Origin of the sequence: Streptomyces mangrovisoli, assembly GCF_000974985.2 — a bacterium.
GTDB classification, from domain to species: Bacteria; Actinomycetota; Actinomycetes; order Streptomycetales; family Streptomycetaceae; genus Streptomyces; species Streptomyces mangrovisoli.
This window is the reverse complement of record NZ_LAVA02000018.1, coordinates 17,436-35,983: the sequence shown is the minus strand read 5'-3', so window position 1 is coordinate 35,983 and position 18,548 is coordinate 17,436. Positions and strand designations below refer to the sequence as shown.

Below are 18,548 nucleotides of genomic sequence, written 5' to 3'. Positions count from 1 at the left end.
GGCGTCGGGTGCGGCGCACGTCAGGTGATCGCGCGCGCGTAACGCAAAGGTCCCCGCCTCGAAACCGAGACGGGGACCTTCCTGGAGCGCCGGGCAGGCCTTGCACCTGCATCTCCCCGCAGGAAGCGGGGCGTCTTTCCTTGGACCACCAACGCACGAACCGTCTCCCGGATGTCCGGGCGGCGGCTTCAAGAGGAACACTACAACACGCTTGTCCCACGCGCCTCACCCCGCCCCCGTCCGGCGGGGCGAGGCGTCGGGCGCGGGCGGGGTGCCGGCCCGGGGGCCCGCCGCCCTCCACCCCGGTCGCGGTACCGTCGGCGTCCCGGATCGGTTCGCGTGCGAGAGGACGGGTGGATGGACGTCCTGGGTGTCGACGCCTGCGGCAAGCGGGGGTGGGTGGGGATCAGGCTGACGGACGGTGCGTACGCCGGCAGCCTGGTGGACACGCGGCTGGCGTCGCTGATCGCGCGCGGCGCCGGGGTGTCGGCGGTAGGGGTGGACATGCCGCTGGGCCTCGTCGAGAAGGGCTGGCGTGCGGCGGACCTCGCGGCGCGGGCGGTCCTCGGCCCGCGCCGCAACAGCGTCTTCCTCGTCGCGCCGCGCTCCGCATGGCAGCAGCCGGACCACGGCACCGCGGCCGACCGCTGCCAGGAACTGACCGGCAGTCGGCTGACCGTGCAGGCGTGGGCGCTCAAGCCGAAGCTCCTGGAGGCGAGGGAGTGCTGGCTCGCCGACGGGAGGCTCCACGAGGTACACCCCGAGGTCTCCTTCCGTGCCCTCGCCGGCGGCGTGCCGCTGACGTACGCCAAGAAGACCTGGCGCGGCCAGAACCGGCGTCGCGCGCTGCTGACGGATGCCGGACTGGTGCTCCCGGACGAACTGGGGGAGGCGGACCACGTCCCGGTGGACGACGTGCTCGACGCCGCGGCCGCCGCCTGGTCGGCCCACCGGATCGCACTCGGCACGGCCGAGCGGCTCCCCGGGGTCCCGGAACGCGACGCGACGGGCCGCCCGGTCGAGATCCGCTGCTGAGGAACCGGCCGGGCGGCCGCCACTGCATCCGGGGACGTCGTCAGGACGGAAGTGTCACTGCGGGTCTTCGTCCCGGGTCCCCCCCCGAGACGGGGCGGAGGCCCGCTTGCCTGGGCCGACCTCGACGACCTCACCGGACGGTGGGAAGGCTCCACGCCCCCGGGCCTGCCCCCGTGCTCCGAAGGCCGTACGCAAAAATCCCCCGCCTCGGTCATCGAGGCGGGGGATCTTCGTCTGGAGCGCCGGGCAGGCCTTGCACCTGCATTTCCCCGCAGGAAGCGGGGCGTCTTTCCTTGGACCACCAACGCAGCGCGCACCGACCGTGGTTACGGCGGCGAGCTCAAGATCGAGCCTACCGTATGACCGGCCGTGCGCCGAACACGCGTGTCCCGGCAGTGGTCGAGGTCAGGCGATGACCGTGAACAGCCCGCTGGCGGCGCCGAGTTTGACGAGGGACGTCCGGCCGGGGATGCCGTTGGCCGCCGCGCCGGTGTAGCCGAGGTGGCGCTGCCACCTGGCGTAGGCGGTGACGGTGGCGGAGCCGAAGGAGCCGTCGCCCGCGTAGGTCCGCGCGAGGTGGCCGAGTTCGACCAGCGCGGCCTCGGTGAGGTTCGTGCCGGTCAGGTAGCTGACGTGGCCCTGCTTGGCCTCGGGGTCGGTCTTCGCCGCGTCGATGAGGCGGGACAGGTCGACCCTCGGCTTGGACGCCTTGCCCGCGGGCTTGCCGCCGGTGCCGGTGGGTCCGGCCGCGAGCTGCTTCCGTACGTCGGCGCGGAAGTCGTCCATGTCGAAACTGGGGTCGATCTTGCCGGGCTGGACCTCCTTGTGGCCGGCGACCGACCGCTCCGACCAGCCGTGGGCCCGGCAGAGCGCGGCGGCCCACAGCACGGCCTGCCGGTACTGGGCGTCGGGGTAGGGGTCCTTGCCGTTGCCGAGGTTCTCGATCTCCAGGCCGTACAGGCAGTCGTTGCCGTCGGCGTGGGCGTGGTCGTCGTGGGGGAGCGGGGCCTGCTTGCGCAGCGCGTCGAGGACGTCGTGGTCGACCAGGCCGGCGTGGTTGGCGCGGCCGTGGCCGATCAGCCACAGCCCTTCCGTGCGGCCGAGCCAGGCGTGGCAGAGCGGGCCGGGCAGGTCGTAGCGGCCGTCGAAGCAGAGTTCGCGGTCGCCGTGTCCGGCGGTGTGGTGGATCAGCACGCCGATGACCGGCCCGAACGCCTTGCCGGTCGCCTTGTCGCGGTTGTGGGTGGTCCAGCCGACGTGCTCGTGGACGCCGAGGCCCTCGGTCTTCAGCGCGGAGAGCATCTCGGCGGCGCTCAGTGGTGTGGCCATGACTCGGTCCTTCCGGGACTTCGCGGGCTGGGCAGGAGCGGTGGATCGCCACGCGAGGCGGGCGGTCGTGGAAACGCGCTGATCCTCGGGGCCGGGCACGGGCGGGCGGCCGCCGCCCGCAGTCGCACACCTGCGGCAGGGCCCGCCGTCGTACGCCCGTGTCGCGGACCGGGCCCGAGCCCGACTCCCCGCCGGACGCCCGGCTCTTTCGTGGGCACCAGCGTGGCCGCGCCGGGGCGCGGCGGCATGAGCACGCGTACTCAGCCCCGAAGTGGGTCCCACTCAGCCGTCAGGTGCGTCCGACCCGCCGCCCGACACGTCACCGGGCGTTCGTCGCTGTTACTCACTTTCGGGTGAAGGCCCTCGCCGTGGGGGCGTGGCGCGCACGGCGGCATGGTCGTCTGGGGGCAGTGCCCCCAAGGGAGTTGATCACCGACGCGGCGTCAATTCCGTGCATTCAGGACATGAATGGCTATTACATGTGAGTGTCACAGAAACCTGTGTGAACTGTAAGTTTCCACGTATGTCGCCCACATTGATCCGCCATCACGGGCAGGGTGTGCGTGTGCGGTCGACCGGCCGCACACCAGCACCACACATCCGCCCCGACCGGGTTCTTTTCCCTGGTCGGAACGGATGTGGGCCTTCGTGAAGGGGGACACTCGTGTCCGTTGCTTCTTCCGTCCGCCGTCTGACCGCTGCCGGCGCCGTGGCCGCCGCCGTCGTGGGCGCGGCCGCGCTGCCCGCCTCCGCCGCCCCGGCCCGCCCGCACGCCCCGGTCGAGATCAGCAGTGTCCAGCACGCCGCGCAGGGCAGCCACGACCGTTCCAACCGTGCGCTGAACCAGGAGTGGGTGAACGTCACCAACACCACCCGCCAGGCGATCGACCTGAACGGCTGGACCCTCTCGGACCGGCAGGGCAACACGTACACCTTCCGCCACGTGCGCCTGGCCCCCCGTGCCACCGTCCGCGTGCACACCGGCGTCGGCCGCGACTCGCGCAGCGATCTCTACCAGGACCGTCACAACAAGGTCTGGGACAGCGTCGACACCGCGACCCTGCGCAACGACCACCGTCGCCTCGTGGACAGCGTCTCGTGGGGCGGCCGCGACCACCGCAGCGGTGACTTCCGCCGCTGACGGCCGTATGACGCGGCAGTACGACGCGGTAGACGCGGTAGTACCGCGACCGGCCGGATGACCTGACACCGGCCGGACGCCACAGGCGGGCCGCCCCCGGCACGGGGGGTGGCCCGCCGCCTTTTGACGTCGTGTGCCACGGCCGTTGCTGCCAGGGTGGGTCCATGACCACGACACCCGACGGACGGCCGATCCCGCCCGCCTTCGCCGACGAGCGCACCATGCTGGACGCCTGGCTGGACTTTCACCGGGAGACCCTCGCCCTGAAGTGCGCGGGCCTCGAGGACGATCAGCTACGGCTGGCCGCCGCGGCCCCCTCGTCCCTGACGCTGCTCGGTCTCCTCCAGCACATGGCCGAGGTGGAGCGCAACTGGTTCCAGCGCATCTTCGGGGGGCAGGACATGCCGCCGGTCTTCGGGGAACACAACCCCGACGGATTCGCCCTCCAGGCGGAACGGGGGCTCGACGACGCGACGGCGGCCTGGCGGGCGGAGATCGCCCGGGGCCGCGAGCTGACCGCCGACGCGTCGCTGGACGACCCCGGCCGGCTGCCCGAGCACGAGGCGGGCCATGTCGGTGGCCAGGGCGTCAGCCTGCGCTGGATGCTGGTGCACATGATCGAGGAGTACGCACGCCACAACGGTCACGCCGACCTTGTGCGCGAACAGATCGACGGGGCCGTGGGGGCGTGACGGGAGCGGGCTCGGCGGTTGTCCGTCGGCGGGCGGGTCCGCATGCTGTGTCGGGGGCCGTGTTCGTGTCTCGTGCCCGTGTTGCCGGTGTTGCCCGTGTCGCCCGTGTGCCGTGCCCGTGCCCGCGTCCGTGTTCCGCGGGCCCTGGCCGCGCGCCGTGCCGGGCCGGGTTCAGCCTTCCGAGGGCGATGTCTCGGCGGAAGGCCCATCGCCGAGCACTCTGATCATCGTGTCCGCGTCCGGTCCCGAAGCCACCGTCGTGAAGCCCTCGGCGACATAGAGATCGCGTGCGCGGTTCGCCCGTTCGACGCTCAGGCAGATCCGGGCGATGCCTCGCTCGGTGGCGTGCCGGGCGACGTCCGTCAGCAGGGCGCGCCCCACGCCCTTCCCGCGCCACGCCGCCACGACGCCGACGGACAGTTCCGGTACGTCCCCGGCGACGAACCCGTAGCCGGGGTCGTCGTGGCCGAACTGGCGCAGCCACGCGGCGCCGATCGGACGGCCGCCCGCCTCGACGGCGACCACCCCGAGGTCGCCCGGCCGTGGCCAGCCCTCGACGTAGTGGGCGGACAGGCAGTCCTCCAGCACGCGGTCACGGCTCACCGCGGTCTGGGCGGGGTTCCAGTTCACGGCGGCCACGAGCATGTCCGTGAGGAAGTCCGCGTCGTCAGCCGTCGCCATCCGTAGCGAGAAACCACTGTCAGCCATGGGGCGCATCCTGCCATCCGCCCCACCTGCGCCGACCGTCGAACCCGCCGCTTTCACAGCATCGGCGAACCCGGTCGGAATGCCCCGACCGTGACCGGCCCGGACATGAACGCACCGCCGGGGCAGTGCTGTCGGAGGCTCCGACATCGAACGAACCTCCTCGTGTACGGCGTTGACGGCACCGTCCGTGGCCGGTGTCAGGCGGGCCCGTCCGCCCCCTCGGCGAGGAGGGTGCGGGTGAGGCCGGCGCGGTTGGTGACCCCGAGCTTCCGGTAGATCTGGCCGAGATGGGTCTCCACCGTCCGCACGCTCAGGAACAGTGCCTGCGCCACCTGGTGGTTGGTCCTGCCCTCGCTGACCAGGCCGGCGACCTCGCGCTCGCGTTCCGTCAGCAGCGCGCGGGCGCCGGTGGCGGCGGGCGGGGCGAGACGGCGGGCGAGGTCCTCGCGCCGACGGCCGGACTCGTCGGCGAGGTGCGCCGATCCGCACTGCTCGGCAAGGGCCCCGGCCCGCTCCAGCCGGTCGGCGACCTGCTCGGTGCGCCCCGCGTCCAGCGCGAGTCCCGCCGCGTCGAGCAGCGTGCGGGCGGTCTCGAGGCGCTCGCCGCTGGCCGAGAACCGCGCGACGGCCTCGTCCGCGCTGCCCAGCGCGCCGTCGATGTCGCCGGTGGCCGAGCGGGCCCACATGCGTGCCCGGTGGGCGAAGCCCTGCCGGCTCGCCGAGGGCAGGACGTTCGCGCAGGACTCGGCCAACTCCGCCCAGTGCGTGGCGCCGTCGGGGTCCGAGGCCCCGGCGGCGGCGCGGGCCAGCGCCTCGCACCAGCGGGGCTTGCGCCAACTCGCCACCGAGGACAGTTGCTCGCCCCCGGCCGCGTCCAGCAACAGCCAGCGTGCGGAGGGCGACTCGCCCGCGCGGACGGCGAGTTCGGCGTGGAAGCAGCGCACCGACACCGCCCAGGCGCCCTGCGAACCGTCGGCCAGCTCCACCGCGCGGGCGGCCGACTCCCGCCACGCCGCACCGTGGGAGGCGCTGTCCTGCCAGAACAGGGCCTCCGCACGGACCATCGCGGCGATCGCCGCGGTCGTGGGCGCGCCGTCGGGGTCGAGGGTGATGGTGAGGGTGTCGAGCGTGGTGAGGACGCGGCGCAGTTTCCCCGACCGGAGCTGCGTGTTGGCCAGCACGGTGAGGATGCTGGGGGCGATGTACGCCTGTCCGGTCCGTCTGCTCAGCGCGGCGGCCCGGGTCAGGTGCCGCTCGGAGTCCTCCAGCCGCTCCAGCATCCCTTCCGTCATGCCCAGCTGGAGCAGCGCGTCCAGGTTCGTGGACAGTGCGAAGTCGCCTGCGGAGTCGACCAGTTGGGCGGCACGGGTGGCGCATGGGCGGGCGGTTTCCTGGTCGCCGGTGAACAGGGAGGCGAGGGCGGCCTGGGCCAGCGCGTGGGCCTCGCCGACCGAGTCCTGGTGCGAGCGCGCCAGTTCGGCGGCCTTCTCGGCGTGATGGCGCGAGGTGTCGTAGTCCCGCACGGTGTAAGCGTGATCGGCGAGTTCGGTGTGCAGCGCAGCGGCGAGAGCGAAGTCCTGCGCGGCCGTCGCGTCGGTCAGCGCCGCGAGGCCGGCCCGTGCCATGGCGCCGGCCTCGGTGTACTGGCCGCGATGGCGTTCCAGCCTGCTGGACTCGGCGAGCGCGGCCGCCTCGCCGGGCCCGGCGATGGACGAGCGAAGGGTGTCCAACAGGGCGCGTGCCTCACGGGCGTTGCCGCTGAGCATCCGGGCGCGGGCCAGCAGGACATGGGCCTCGTGCCAGTGCGGGCCGTCCTCGCGCAGCAGCGTCAGCGCCGTCTCCAGGTGCCCGACCGCCACCGACGGTGCACCGAACAGCTCACTGCGCGCGGCGGCGATCAGCGTCGCGACGTGGTCGGGCCGCTCCGGGTCGGCGGCCCGCGCGACATGCCGGGCCCGCCGGGTGACCGCGGCGGCCCGCCCCGCCAGTGCCGACTCCGCCCTGCGGTGCATGGCGTGCCGCAGGCTCGGCTCGGTACGGGCGTAGACGACCTCGGCGAGCGCGCGGTGCCGCAGGGTCAGATACGGCGCCGGCTCGGCGGGACGCACCAGGTCGAGGCGGGTGAGCTCGTCCAGCAGGCACAGGGTGCCCGGTACGTCGAACCCGGCGACCGCGGCCAGCAGTTCGGCTTCGAAGGGACCCTCCAGAACGGCCGCGGCCCGCATCAGGGTGAGTGCGGCCGTGTCGAGTCCGGCCAGTTCCCCGAGGATCGCGGTCACGGCCCGGTCGCGGGCGGCGCCCTGTGGCCCGAGCGCCGTCAGATACAGCGGATTGCCCGCCGTGTCCGCGTGCAGCGCGTCTGTGTCGACGTGCAACGCGTTCGCGTCGATGTGCATCGCGTTCGCGTCGATGTGCATCGCGTTCGCTTCGACTTGCGAGGCGTCCGCGTCGGTGCCGGCTTCGCCGTATCCGCCGAGCAGCAGTTCCTTCGCCTCCGCGGGCGACAGCGGCCCGAGCGACCACGGGTCCAACAGCCCGCCGGAGACGGCCAGTGACACCGACTGGGCCATCTCCGCGCTGAGCTGGCGCTGCCGATAAGCCAGCAGGCACAGCGTCGGACGGGCGGCGCACCCCCGTACCGCCTGCTCCACCAGGCGCAGCCGCTCCGCCGGGAGGCGGTGCAGATCGTCCGCGACGACGACCACGGGCCCCTGCGGCAACGCGCCGCCGCCACCGCTGTCCGGGGAGTCCGCGAGGGAGACCACCGGGATGCCCCTGCCGCGGGCCCGCGCCACGACCGCCGCGATCAGCGCGCTTTTGCCGATGCCCGGTTCCCCGGTCAGCGCCACCGCCCGCCCACGGCCGGTGGCCAGGTCGTCCAGGGCATCGGTGAGCGCTGCCGTCTCTTGACGGCGCCCGACGAGCGAACGCCCCTCGTCGGCCGCCTGACGCGGTACGGGCCTGCCGAGGTCCCGGGGATCGTCGTGCATATGACGGCACAGTAGCGGCGCGGACGGGCGGAGGACGGGCGGGGTGAGCGGAATTACACAGCCGAGCCACAGCCGTGCGAGGACGGGTCCTGGGCCTGCCGACCCGACCAGCCGGACTTGGCTCGCCCCGCCCCGCCTCGTTCCCCCCGCTCCAGTGCGGGTGCGGGTGCGGGTGCGGTGTCGGTCCGCGGGACGTGAACGCGGTGCGGCGACGGCCCGGACGGGGACCGCCGCCGCTCACCCCTGCGCCAGGGGTACGGGCCTGCGTCAGGATCAGGGTCAGGAGCAGGATCAGGACCAGACCGCAGTCGAGGGGTTCTAGCCGCGCACGATGTTCTGCGCCTGCGGACCCTTCTGGCCCTGCCCGATCTGGAACGTGACGTGCTCACCCTCCGTGAGCTCACGGAATCCACCGTTGCTCTGGATCTCGGAGTAGTGCGCGAAGACGTCCGGGCCCCCGCCGTCCTGGGCGATGAAGCCGTAGCCCTTTTCGGAGTTGAACCACTTCACGGTACCGCTGGCCATGCGTGAATCCTTTGTCTCATGCCCTGGAACAGCCCTGCTTCCGGGCATGCTCCGGCCCCTGGTCGTCAGGCGCCGAGAGTTGTTCTACCCCGACCTGCCCCGATCATCCGAGTGGCGACACGGCCTCACTTCGTCCGCCCGGGGTCGCGGCGCTCTCACATGGGCCCGAGGTCGCGCTTTTCCGGTACGGCGTCCCTCTGACGTGTCTGCCTCGAAAAACCATGCGAGTGCCGACAGCGCCGATCCCTGCCGCGTCCGGGCCCGGCCGGACGACGTCGGTGGCCGGGCCACCGCCTCGGGCCGACGCGCCGGACTCCCGTGACGGGCCCGCCGCCCCGGTCAGTCCGCAGGAGGGCGCGCCGGCCCGCCGAGGACCCTGCGGCAGTCGAGCCACGCCCGCGCGCTCAGCAGGTTGTGCCAGCGGCCGAACAGGGCGAACAGCGAAGGGCCCCACCGGTCGCGGAAGGCCGGATCGATGTCGGCGAGGTCGAGTTCGTTGGCGGCGGAGAGTTCCGCGAAGTCGTGGCGCGCCTGCGCTCCCGGACGGGACGCCAGGCCCGTGAACCGGTCGTGGAAGGCGGCCTCGGCCCGGTCCAGCAGCGGACAGGTGGCCTTGCGGTCGCAGGACGCGTACAGGTACACCAGTGCCTCGGCCTCGATGCCGATCACCGCGGCCAGGTCCGCGCGGCGGTCCACGGACAGCAGCGCGGCGGGAAAGCCGTCCGTGCCGTAGAACGCGTGGCACAGTCCGGCGAGTTGCAGGGCCGGTCGAGCCTGCCAGCCGGCCAGCCTCGCCTGCACGCGCCGCAGGTGGGCCAGGAGTGTGCCGCCGGGGTGGGCGAGTTCTTCGGCGCCGAGGTCGCGCAGCAACGCGAGGGCACGGTCGGGGGCGGTGGGGGGAGCGGCCACGGTGTGCGCCTCCTTTCGGCGGCCCGTCGGTCGGCACCCGTACGGCACCCTCGCCGGTCCGGATCCGTGCGAAGGCGCCGTACGGGTTGCCGCCTGGGCCCTGCGACGATCTTCCTGCGGCCCCAACTCCCAGTCAATCCTGGCTATTTCTCATCAGACCCCAGCGATATCTTGGGTCTCATGACACTGGAGGACCTGCGGGTGTTCGTGGCGGTGTGCCGCGCCGGGAGTCTCAGCGCCGTCGCGCGGGACCTGTCGTGCACGCAGTCCGCGGTCAGCCAGCACGTCAAGCGCCTCGAACGGGAGATCGGGGTGAGCCTGTTGGAGCGTCAGCCGCGCGGGGTCGTGCCCACGGCGGCGGGACGGATCCTGCGCGACGCCGCCGCCGACGGCATCGGCGGCATCGATCTCGCGCTGCGCCGCCTGGGCGACCTCGTCAGCGGCGAGAGCGGCGCCGTACGGATCATGACCGGCGGTACGACCGTCCGCCACTTCATGGCCGATGCGGTCGTCACCTTCCGCCGGCGCCACCCGAAGGTGAACCTGGAGTTCCGCACCGAGACCTCCAGACGCAGCTGCTTCGACGCGCTCCTCGCCACCGATCTCGACCTGGCCTGGATCACCCTCGGCGCGCCGGTCCGCGGCATCGAGCAGCGACGCGTGCTCGACCTGCCCTGGGTCCTCGCCGTACGGTCCGACGACCCGCTCGCGGACCGGGCCCGGGTCGACGCGTCGGACCTCACGGACATCCGCCTCGTCCGGCTGCCGCCGAACTCCTCCTCGGGAGCCCATCTGAACACGGCTTTCGACGAGTTGGGCGTCCGCCCCGGCTCCCACACCAGCGTCGCCGACTGGGACACCGCACTCGTCCTCGCCGAACTCGGCCTGGGCCACGCCGCGATACCCGCCCTGCCCGGCCTCCCGCCGTCCGGCGGCCTGCGCCTGATCCCCCTCCCCGAGATCCCCCCGCTCCCGGTCGGCTGGGCCGTCCGCCGCTGGGACGCCCTGACCCCGCTGGCCCGGACGTTCGCGGACACGGTCAGCTCATCCTGCACCCGCACGCGCCCCGCGCCCGGCGGCGAGCCCTGACCGGGCCCCTCCCGCCTTGCGCCCAGTGTCCTGTCCGGCGGATGTTCAGGTTTGACGTCCATTCCGCACAGGGCCTCGTGTTGTCGCCGGGGTGCAGAACCGGCGGACGCCGCGCAGCACGGTCCGCAGCCCCTGCTGGGTGGCGCGACTGTCGAGCCGTACGTCCAGGGCGCCGGGCAGCGCGCCCCCGGCCCGCAGGCCTGTGGGTAGCCGGGAGGCTTCGAGGCCGTCCCGCCGTGCGATGAGAACGCCGAGTTCATGACGGCTGACGGCGTCCGCCCCCGCGAGATGGTGGATGCCGACCGAATCCTGCGAGGCCAGTTCCAGCAGGCCGGCGGCCAGGTCGGCCACATGCACGGGGCAGCGGATGTCGTCGGTGAACAGAACGCCCACCCGGGTTCCGGCGGCGAGTTCGTGCACGGCACGCTCGTGCGCGGAACGTACAGAATGCCCGTCCCCGATAATGAGCGACGTCCGGGCGACGACGGCCTCCGGCTGCACGAGCAGCACCCCGCTCTCCGCTGCCGCCTTCGCCGCGCCGTACGGGGTCACGGGATCGGGGTGGCAGGACTCGTCGTAGTGGCCCCGAGCGCCCGAGAACACGGCGTCCGAGGAGACATGGACCAGACGGCACCCGCGCTTCGCGGCTGCCATCGCCAGCCGGACCGGGCCTTCGGCCGTCACGGTCCAGTCGGCGCCGCCGCTCGAGCAGTCGACGACGAGGCTCGGGTCAACCTCGGCCAGTACCGCGTCCACGCGCGCCCCGTCCCGTAGATCGAGTGGATGCCAAGGGACTTCGGAGCAGTCGCCGGGCCGGGTGGCGTAGGTCGCGGCTGTCACGTGCCCGGCCGCCACCGCCTGTCGGACCACTTCGCCGCCCAGGAAGCCGCTGCCGCCGACGATCAGAACGGTCATGACATGCCACGGTATCCGCCTGGGCGCGGGTGGGGGCTTCACTCCGTGACGAAGTCCGCCATCATGGCCATGTCCTCGTGCTCCAGGTTGTGGCAGTGCAGCATGAACCGGCCCGGGTAGTCCGTGAAGCGGGTGATGATCTCCACGGATTCGGCGGGTCGCAGGTCCACCGTGTCCTTCCAGCCGGCGTCGTACGGGCCGGGGGAGCGGCCGTTGCGGGCCAGTACCTGGAAGTGGTCGAGGTGGAGATGCACCGGGTGGTGGAAGTCGGTGACGAAGCGCCATCGTTCGGTGGTGCCGAGACGGACGGTGGCCAGGGGGCTGCCGGGCTCGTAGGCGCGGCCGTTGATGGTCCAGCCGGTGGACCCGGCCCGCCGCTGGAAGTGGAACGTGCGGGTCGCCACGGCTCGTTCGGGCCGCGGCGCGGGGATCGTCGAGAGGCGGTGCGGTATGCGTGAGTCGTCGGCGGGCGGCTGGGCGGCCGCGGAGACGTCGAAGCGCATGACCTCGGCCGTACCGCCGCTGCCGAGCCGGTTCACCAGCCGTACGCGCGTGCCGGGCCGGTAGCGGGAGAAGTCGACGACGACGTCGAAGCGTTCGGCCGGGGCGATGTCCAACGTGTCGTGCGCGAGCGGGTGTTCGAGCAGGCCGCCGTCGCCGCCGATCTGCACCAGGGCGCCGCCGCCCGGCGGCGGGGGATCGAGCGCCAGTCGGTAGCGGCGGGCGTTGGAGGCGTTGAGCAGACGCAGCCGGTAGCGCAGCCGCCGGGTCTCGAGGACCGGCCACGGCGCCCCGTTGACCAGGATGACGTCGCCGAGCACGCCGTCCATGTACGGGTCGGTGACACCGGGTGTGTGCTGCGCGGCGTCCAGGGCCGGATAGCGGAAGGAGCCGTCGGCCTCGAAGGCCCGGTCGGCGATCATCAGGGGGATGTCCCGGTCGCCCCGGGGCAGCGGTAGCGCCTCCTCCTCGTCGTCGTGGACCAGATGGAAACCGGCCAGTCCGTGCCACACGTTCGGGCCGGTGAAGCCCATGCGGTGGTCGTGGTACCAGAGGGTGGCGGCCCGCTGCTCCATCGGATAGGTGTACGTCCGCGAGGTCGGGGTGTGGTCCTGAGTGGTGGCCGTTCCGGTCATGCCCGCCATCCCGGTCATGCCCGCCATGCCTGCCATGTCGTCGGCCGAGGAGGTCGCTCCGCCCGTGCCGGTGCCTGTGCCGGAGCCCGCGCCGCCCCGTGGCACGATCAGCGCGGTCGGGTAGCCGTCGCTGCCGGCGGGCGTGTGCCCACCGTGCAGGTGGACCACGGTCGGGTGCGGCAGTTCGTTGCGGTGGCGTACCACCGTCCGGCGCCCGGAACGGGAGTCGAGGGTCGGCCCGGGGAAAGTCCCGCCGTAGGTCCAGGCGTTGGTCTCCAGGCCGGGCAGGATGCGCAGACGCGCCGTGCGCTGGACGATCTCGTAGACGTCCGCGGTCCCGTCGGACCGTGTGGGCGCGAGGACGGGCGGGACCGGCAGCGGTACGGCGTACGGCCGCGGGAGGGGGGCCCGGCTGCGCAGCAGCAGCCCCGGCTGCCCCGGCGTCAACGCCCCTCCCGCCAGGGCCCATCCGCCCACGGCGAGCGCGCCTCCGCCCAGTGCGGTCGCGGCCAGCAGGCGGCGCCTGGCGATGCCCCCGGTCATGCGTCCGCCCCGGCGGCGCGCTCGGGGCCCGCCGCCGGGCGCCACGCCCAGACCAGCATGAGCAGGGTGCCGGCGATGATCGCCACGCCGAGCGGGACATGGACGGCGAGCGCGCGCCCGTACCCCATGGCGATCTGTCCCGCCTCCACGGCGAAGAGCGCGATGCCGGCCAGTACCGGCCAGCCCGGTCCGCCGCCGGGCCGCCACAGCAGCAGCGCGGCCACGATCTGGGCGAGTGCGGTCAGCCCCGTGGCGGTCGCGTTGAGGGCGTGCAGGTCGAGGGCCTCGTAGTGGCCGGACAGGAAACTGCCCGCCAGGACCGCCTGCCCGAGCGCGAGGACGGCCTCGCAGGTCACCACGGTCCGGAAGACCACGAGGGTCCACGGCCGCACCGTCGAAAGCCGCGCGGACGAAGGCCGCACGGGCGAAGGCGGCCGTACAGTCGAATTAGGCATGAACAAGATAGTGCCACATGAGACTATCTCGCTGTAACCAATCTCGGGCTGGCCTATGCTGGGCGGCGATGAAGCCGCCCGAGTCCCCTTCGCCGACGCCCGAGTCCGCCTCGCCCGTGCCCGGGCCCTCCGCGCCTTCCCCCGCCCTCGGCGCGGGCGCGGTCCGCATCGGCCCGCTGCTGCGCCTCGCCCAGCGCCGCGCCGCGCGCACGTTCACCGAGGCTCTGCGCCCGCTGGGCATCGAGGGCCGGCACCACGGCGTGCTGCTCAACCTGCGCAAGCACGGGCCGCTCAGCCAGCGACAGCTCATCGATCTCACCGGCAGCGACAAGTCCGCGATGGTGCGCACGGTCGACGACCTGGAGTCCCGTGGCCTGGCCGTACGGCGTCCGTCCCCCGCCGACCGGCGCGCCTACGCGGTGGAGATGACCGACGAGGGCCGGGCGCTGTTCGCCGAGGCCGCGCGGATCAGCGAGGACGTGGCCGCCCGGCTCCTGGACGGCATGGACGAGGGCGACCAGGAACTCCTGATCGCCCTGCTGGAACGCTTCGTCGCCGCCCCGGAGGGCTGATCGGCCCCTGGCCGGTCGGTGGGCGGCGCGTCAGGCCGGACCCTTGCCCGCGCCCTCGTCCGCGCCCGTGTCCGCGTCCGAGTCCGCGCCCGCGTCGCGCGCGGCGTCGTAGGAGCGGCGGCTGCGCTCGATGTCGGGGTTGTGCTCGGCGGCCCACTCGGCGAGCGCGACGGCGGGCCCGATCAGGGTGCGGCCGGTCTCCGTCAGCTCGTACTCGACGCGGGGCGGCACCTCGGGATAGGAGGTGCGGGCCACCAGCCCGTCGCGCTCCAGATGCCGCAGCGTGAGGGTGAGCATCCGCTGCGAGACGCCCGGGACCCGGCGCAGGAGTTCCGTGAAGCGCAGGCCGTCGCCGTGCAGCGTGGCGACCACCAGCAGCGACCACCGGTCGCCGATGCGGTCGAGGACATGGCGGACCGTACGGCCCGCGTCGCCCCGGATGAGGCAGGCCCCCTCGGGCCGGGGCTGGGACATCGCACTCCTTCGGGGCTTCGGGCACACGGGTGTGCCTTTTGTACGCCGTCCGGCGCTGTTCCATGATGACGCCTCCCACCGCCACACGTCGTCGAAGGGGCATGTCATGGCCGTCACCTACTGGATACTCGCCGCGCTTCTCGGGCTGCTCTACCTGTACTCCGGCGGCAGGAAGGCCGTGCAGAGCAAGGAGCAGCTGGCCCCGATGATGGGCTGGGTCGACACCGTGCCGATGCCGGTGGTGCGTGCGATCGGGGCCGTGGAAGTGCTCGGCGTCGCCGGACTCGTGCTGCCCCCGGCCACCGGGATCGCGCCGGGCCTCGCGGTCGCGGCGGCCGTGGGCTTCGTGGTGCTCCAGGTCCTCGCGGCCGCGCTCCACCTCTCCCGGGGCGAGGTGAAGGAGACCGGTCTCAACGCGGCCCTGCTGGTCATGGCGGCCGTCGCCGCGTGGGCGGCGACCACCTTCTGACGCGCCCGGCCCTGCCGGTCGCCGTGCGGGCGCGGATGTCGTCGGGGGGCGTCCCTGTGACGCCACGCCCCGCTCGCGGATCCGCGCGGCCGCGCCTTCCGCGAACCGGTCCCTCCCGCGCTGACGCGGAGGCATTCTGAAGGCTGGGCCCGTCGGCGGGAGGTGGCTCATGCGGTGGAGGGGCGCGGGGTGGATCGGCGCCGGGACCGTGGTCGCCCTGGCGGCTTGCGGTGGTCCGGCGGGAGGGGGAGCGGGGGCCGGGCCGTCCGGGAGCCGGCCTGCGGAGTCGGCGAGGAGTTCCGCGTCGTCGCGTCCGCCCACGGCCGCCTCGGCGGTGCCCACCCGAGCCCCCGGCCCGTCCGCGTCCGCCTCCTCGTCCCCGGCTTCGGGCGGCGGCTGTCTCGCGGGGCGGACGCAGGTCACCGTCGCCCCGGGCGATCCGCCGCGGCGGCGGTTGTGCGTGCGGCCCGGCACCGTGGTGACCCTCGTCCTGCGGCCTCGCACGGACGACAAGCGGTGGACGGCCGTACGGAGTTCCGCACCGGCCCTGGTCGTCGTCTCGGGGTGGCGTCTGGACTCCGACGGCACCGCGCACGCCTCGCTGCGCTGTGCCGGTGCACGCGGCGGCGCAGCCGGCATCACCGCGCAGGCGAAGGCGCCGGACGTGGCGGGCGCGGCACGCGGCGTCTTCCTGCTGGAGATGACGGTGACGCCGTACCCGGGGCAGGGGTGATCCCGGGTCCTTCGCCGGGACCACCCCTGTGCGGTCGGCCGGTGTCAGCCGCAGTCGCGCACCTTGATGGTGTAGATGCCGCGGCCGTGCGTGGCCGCGTACAACGTGCTTCCGTCGGGGCTGAGCTTCAACTGGAGTACGGCGACGGCCGGGAGGTTGCCGACGCGCCGCCAGGTGGTGCGGCCGGCGGCGCGGTACACGACACCGAGGTCCGTGGCGACGGCGAGCCCGCCGTTCGGCGTGACGACGGCCGAGTCGGCGGGTACGTCGGGCAGGTTGGCCGAGATGTCCTTCCAACTGGTGCCGCCGTCGGTGGACTCGAAGACGTGGCCGACGCCGGCGCCGGGGCCCTCGGTCCAGTGCCGGGAGAAGCCGTTCACGACGAGGTAGACGTGGTCGGCGTTCTTCGGGTCGATGGCGAAGCCGGAGAGGTAGCGGTTGGGCACCGTGCCGTCCACCGGCAGGGAGATGTCGTGCCAACCCGTTCCTCCCCCAGACTTCGTCCGGGAGGTGCCCCCAGCGTTGCCGACGGAGATTCCGCGCGCGAAGCCCTGGTTGTTGCAGGGGCCGCACCAGGCCGCGTAGACCTTCCCGCCGGAGGCCGCGACGGCGGTCGCGGTGCGGCCGGCGCCGAGGTCGTACACGCTCTTCCACTCGTCACCGCTGCGGATGGCGTAGCCGTGGGTCTGCACCCACACGTGACGGCCGCCCGCGATCCAGGTCGTGCTGCTCTTCAGGTCGGTGGCGAGCGGGGCGATGAAGCGGGCCTCGCCGGTGGCGTTGTCGGCCGGGGCGACGCCGTACGAGGTCGCCTTGCTGGGGTCGGTGATCCAACTGCCGTCGTTGACAGCGCAGTTCTGGGTCACCTGCACGGAGAGGTAGACATACTCCTCGGCGATGTTGCAGCCGTTGGCGGGGTCGGTGAGGGTGTCGCCGCCGTCGCCGCCGAAGTCGGAGCCCATCACCTTGTCGTTGCTGCGCAGGATCGACTGGCCGTTGTCCTGGAGGCCGCCGGTGACGGAGACGCCGCCGTGGTCGAGGTCCTGGCCGACGCCGACGGAGTAGTACTGGAGGGTGTCGATGGTGCCGTCGTTGAGGGAGGTCCAGTCGGTGGCGTGGCCGGAGGCGTCCTGGGAGCCGTGCACCGGGCGCCGGTAGACGCCGCCGTCGTTGCCGACGTACACGACGCTCTTGCCGTGGTAGCGGCCGATGGCGACGCCGTGCTGGTCGGAGTGGATGGTCTGGTGGCAGTCACCGGTCTGCTTCGCCGGATCGATGGACCAGCAGGGGAAGTTGAAGTTCCAGTACGGCCCCACGGTCGACCAGGTGCCGCCGCCGTCGGTGGTTTCGTAGACCTCTTCGAGCCCGGCGTAGACGTGGTCGGCGTCGCTCGGGTCGACGGTGAGGAACTGGTTGTACCAGGCCTGCACGCCCGGCATGTAGCCGGAGGTGGTCAGCGCGGAGCCCGAGGCCGCCAGCCCCTGATAGTCGGCGATCTTCGTCCAGGGTCCGGTCGGCGAGCCGGACTTGGAGACGTAGATGCCTTCGAGCCCGCTGTCGGGGTTGGTGTTGAGCTCCTCGGGCGACTGGTCGATGGCGTAGTAGCGCGAGCCGTCGGCGGAGCGGGCGAAGGTGACGTTGCCGACCTGGTCCGGGTCGCTGGGCAGGTCGCCCAGGCCGCTGCTGATCCGGTTCCAGGTGCCGCCGGTGCCCTTGGTGTAGAAGCCGTTGTAGTCGTCACCGCTGCGCCAGCCCACCGCCAGGACCACCTTGGACGGGTCCTTGGGGTCGATCGCGATGTCGTTCGCGATGTTCTTGTACGCCGCGTCGGGGTCGTCGGCCTTCGAACCACCCGGCAGGTAGTCGGGGTTGGGCGCGAACTCCAGCTTCCAGGAGCCGGTCAGCGTCTTGGTGGAGTGGCTCCAGACGCCTTCGCTGGTCGCCGCCCACACCTTGGCGCCGGCGAAGCGCAGTTCGTGGATGGTGGTGGACTCGAGCTCGTCACCGCCGACCCGGCTGCGGGTGGAGAAGGTGCCGTGCTGCGGGTGGGCCAGGACGTAGACTCCACTGCCCAGGTAGGCGTCGGCGTTGGTCGTCGCCTCGCCGGTGCCCAGCCACAGCCGCCCGGAGCCGTCCAGCGCCAGTGCCCCGGTGGACTGGGACGGCAGCCGGTCGCTGATGGGCGTCCAGCGCCCACCGCCCTGCGCGGACCGCCACACGCCGCCGCCCGCGCTGCCCGCGTAGACGTAGCCGTCGTCGTCAGCGGCGATCGCGGCCATCCGGCCGGTGACATCGCCCGACCCGCCGCTGGAGTTGGAGTCGATGTCGCGGTAGCGGGAGTCGTCGGAGTCGTACCGCAGGTCGGTGACGTTGCGCCAACTGCCGCCGGTGTCGGCGAGGTTGTTCAGGCTGGTCCACGCGGCGCCGTACGCGCCGGGGGAGACGATGCCGGGCGAGGTGCGGGCCTCGGCGTACTGCTCGGCCCCCTCGGCGATCTCGTCCGCCTCGTTGCCGTCGTCGTCCTCGGCCGCCACCCGGGGGCTGACCGCGCCCACGGACTGCGCGCGGCCGTCGGCGAGTCGGTCGAGCGCGCGCACACCGAAGGGCGTGCCGCCCGCACCGGGCGCGGCGCCTGCGGGGATCGCGACGAGCGCGGCCGAGGCCGTGAGCGCGCAGATCGTGAACCATCGTCTCTTGCGGGTCGGTGCTGACACCAGAGCCTCCGAAGCGCGTGGTCGTACTGCCGTCGGGAAGAACCCGAGCACTGGAGGCGGGAGGTGTCCGGCATTTGGGCGACGCTTGACCGGAACCTGCCAATATGACGATCCGGCGG

At 73.1% G+C, this 18,548-nt stretch carries 17 protein-coding genes; 7 read left to right on the top strand and 10 right to left on the bottom strand.

From position 1 onward, the window contains the following. Positions 1–357: 357 nt before the first annotated feature. On the top strand, positions 358–1,035 hold the full coding sequence (locus WN71_RS09110; RefSeq protein ID WP_046591502.1) for a DUF429 domain-containing protein: 678 nt from the start codon (positions 358–360) through the stop codon (positions 1,033–1,035). Between the two features lie 405 nt (positions 1,036–1,440). On the opposite strand, the gene WN71_RS09105 is transcribed toward WN71_RS09110, so the two are convergent. Then, entirely contained in the window at positions 1,441–2,364 is a 924-nt protein-coding gene (locus WN71_RS09105) for an N-acetylmuramoyl-L-alanine amidase (RefSeq protein ID WP_046591503.1), read from the bottom strand. Positions 2,365–3,028: 664 nt separating this feature from the next. Between WN71_RS09105 and WN71_RS09100 the strand changes: the two genes are divergently transcribed. After that, on the top strand, positions 3,029–3,505 hold the full coding sequence (locus WN71_RS09100) for a lamin tail domain-containing protein (protein WP_079177751.1): 477 nt from the start codon (positions 3,029–3,031) through the stop codon (positions 3,503–3,505). Between the two features lie 164 nt (positions 3,506–3,669). Beyond that, entirely contained in the window at positions 3,670–4,197 is a 528-nt protein-coding gene (locus WN71_RS09095; RefSeq protein ID WP_107469606.1) for a DinB family protein, read from the top strand. 171 nt (positions 4,198–4,368) lie between these two features. On the opposite strand, the gene WN71_RS09090 is transcribed toward WN71_RS09095, so the two are convergent. From WN71_RS09090 to WN71_RS09075, 4 genes are all read right to left on the bottom strand, one after another. Beyond that, entirely contained in the window at positions 4,369–4,905 is a 537-nt protein-coding gene (locus tag WN71_RS09090; protein WP_046591505.1) for a GNAT family N-acetyltransferase, read from the bottom strand. Between the two features lie 197 nt (positions 4,906–5,102). After that, on the bottom strand, positions 5,103–7,895 hold the full coding sequence (locus WN71_RS09085) for a helix-turn-helix transcriptional regulator (protein WP_046591506.1): 2,793 nt from the start codon (positions 7,893–7,895) through the stop codon (positions 5,103–5,105). A gap of 318 nt (positions 7,896–8,213) precedes the next feature. Beyond that, positions 8,214–8,420, bottom strand: a complete 207-nt coding sequence (locus WN71_RS09080) for a cold-shock protein (protein WP_046591507.1) — start codon at positions 8,418–8,420, stop codon at positions 8,214–8,216. 339 nt (positions 8,421–8,759) lie between these two features. Next, positions 8,760–9,329 carry a DUF6817 domain-containing protein gene (locus WN71_RS09075; RefSeq protein ID WP_046591508.1) on the bottom strand — a complete coding sequence of 190 codons (570 nt, stop codon included), beginning with the start codon at positions 9,327–9,329 and terminating at the stop codon, positions 8,760–8,762. A 180-nt stretch (positions 9,330–9,509) separates the two neighbouring features. Between WN71_RS09075 and WN71_RS09070 the strand changes: the two genes are divergently transcribed. Continuing rightward, positions 9,510–10,418 (top strand): LysR family transcriptional regulator, encoded by a 909-nt coding sequence (locus tag WN71_RS09070; RefSeq protein ID WP_046591509.1) that lies wholly within the window; start codon positions 9,510–9,512, stop codon positions 10,416–10,418. A 45-nt stretch (positions 10,419–10,463) separates the two neighbouring features. Here the strand turns inward: WN71_RS09070 and WN71_RS09065 are convergent, their stop codons facing one another. From WN71_RS09065 to WN71_RS09055, 3 genes are read right to left on the bottom strand one after another with little or no spacing between them, the layout of a single operon-like run. Continuing rightward, entirely contained in the window at positions 10,464–11,333 is an 870-nt protein-coding gene (locus WN71_RS09065) for an SDR family oxidoreductase (protein ID WP_046591510.1), read from the bottom strand. 38 nt (positions 11,334–11,371) lie between these two features. Next, positions 11,372–13,012, bottom strand: a complete 1,641-nt coding sequence (locus tag WN71_RS09060) for a multicopper oxidase family protein (protein ID WP_107469609.1) — start codon at positions 13,010–13,012, stop codon at positions 11,372–11,374. Next, the gene (locus WN71_RS09055) at positions 13,009–13,467 is read right to left on the bottom strand and encodes a hypothetical protein (RefSeq protein ID WP_143074819.1); all 459 of its coding nucleotides are present in this window, start codon (positions 13,465–13,467) and stop codon (positions 13,009–13,011) included. The genes WN71_RS09060 and WN71_RS09055 overlap by 4 nt, the downstream gene beginning before the upstream one ends. A gap of 68 nt (positions 13,468–13,535) precedes the next feature. Between WN71_RS09055 and WN71_RS09050 the strand changes: the two genes are divergently transcribed. Then, complete coding sequence (locus tag WN71_RS09050; RefSeq protein ID WP_206300048.1) at positions 13,536–14,039, top strand: MarR family winged helix-turn-helix transcriptional regulator; 504 nt, start codon at positions 13,536–13,538, stop codon at positions 14,037–14,039. A gap of 30 nt (positions 14,040–14,069) precedes the next feature. On the opposite strand, the gene WN71_RS09045 is transcribed toward WN71_RS09050, so the two are convergent. Then, entirely contained in the window at positions 14,070–14,513 is a 444-nt protein-coding gene (locus tag WN71_RS09045; RefSeq protein WP_079177750.1) for a winged helix-turn-helix transcriptional regulator, read from the bottom strand. A gap of 106 nt (positions 14,514–14,619) precedes the next feature. Between WN71_RS09045 and WN71_RS09040 the strand changes: the two genes are divergently transcribed. Together WN71_RS09040 and WN71_RS09035 are read left to right on the top strand one after the other, a co-directional pair. After that, complete coding sequence (locus WN71_RS09040; RefSeq protein ID WP_046591512.1) at positions 14,620–14,982, top strand: DoxX family protein; 363 nt, start codon at positions 14,620–14,622, stop codon at positions 14,980–14,982. A 334-nt stretch (positions 14,983–15,316) separates the two neighbouring features. Further along, positions 15,317–15,715, top strand: coding sequence for an acetyl-CoA synthetase (locus WN71_RS09035; RefSeq protein ID WP_240529604.1), 399 nt, complete (start codon positions 15,317–15,319; stop codon positions 15,713–15,715). 44 nt (positions 15,716–15,759) lie between these two features. Here WN71_RS09035 and WN71_RS09030 read toward each other — a convergent pair whose 3' ends face one another. After that, positions 15,760–18,429 (bottom strand): WD40/YVTN/BNR-like repeat-containing protein, encoded by a 2,670-nt coding sequence (locus tag WN71_RS09030; RefSeq protein WP_046591514.1) that lies wholly within the window; start codon positions 18,427–18,429, stop codon positions 15,760–15,762. Positions 18,430–18,548 lie beyond the last annotated feature (119 nt).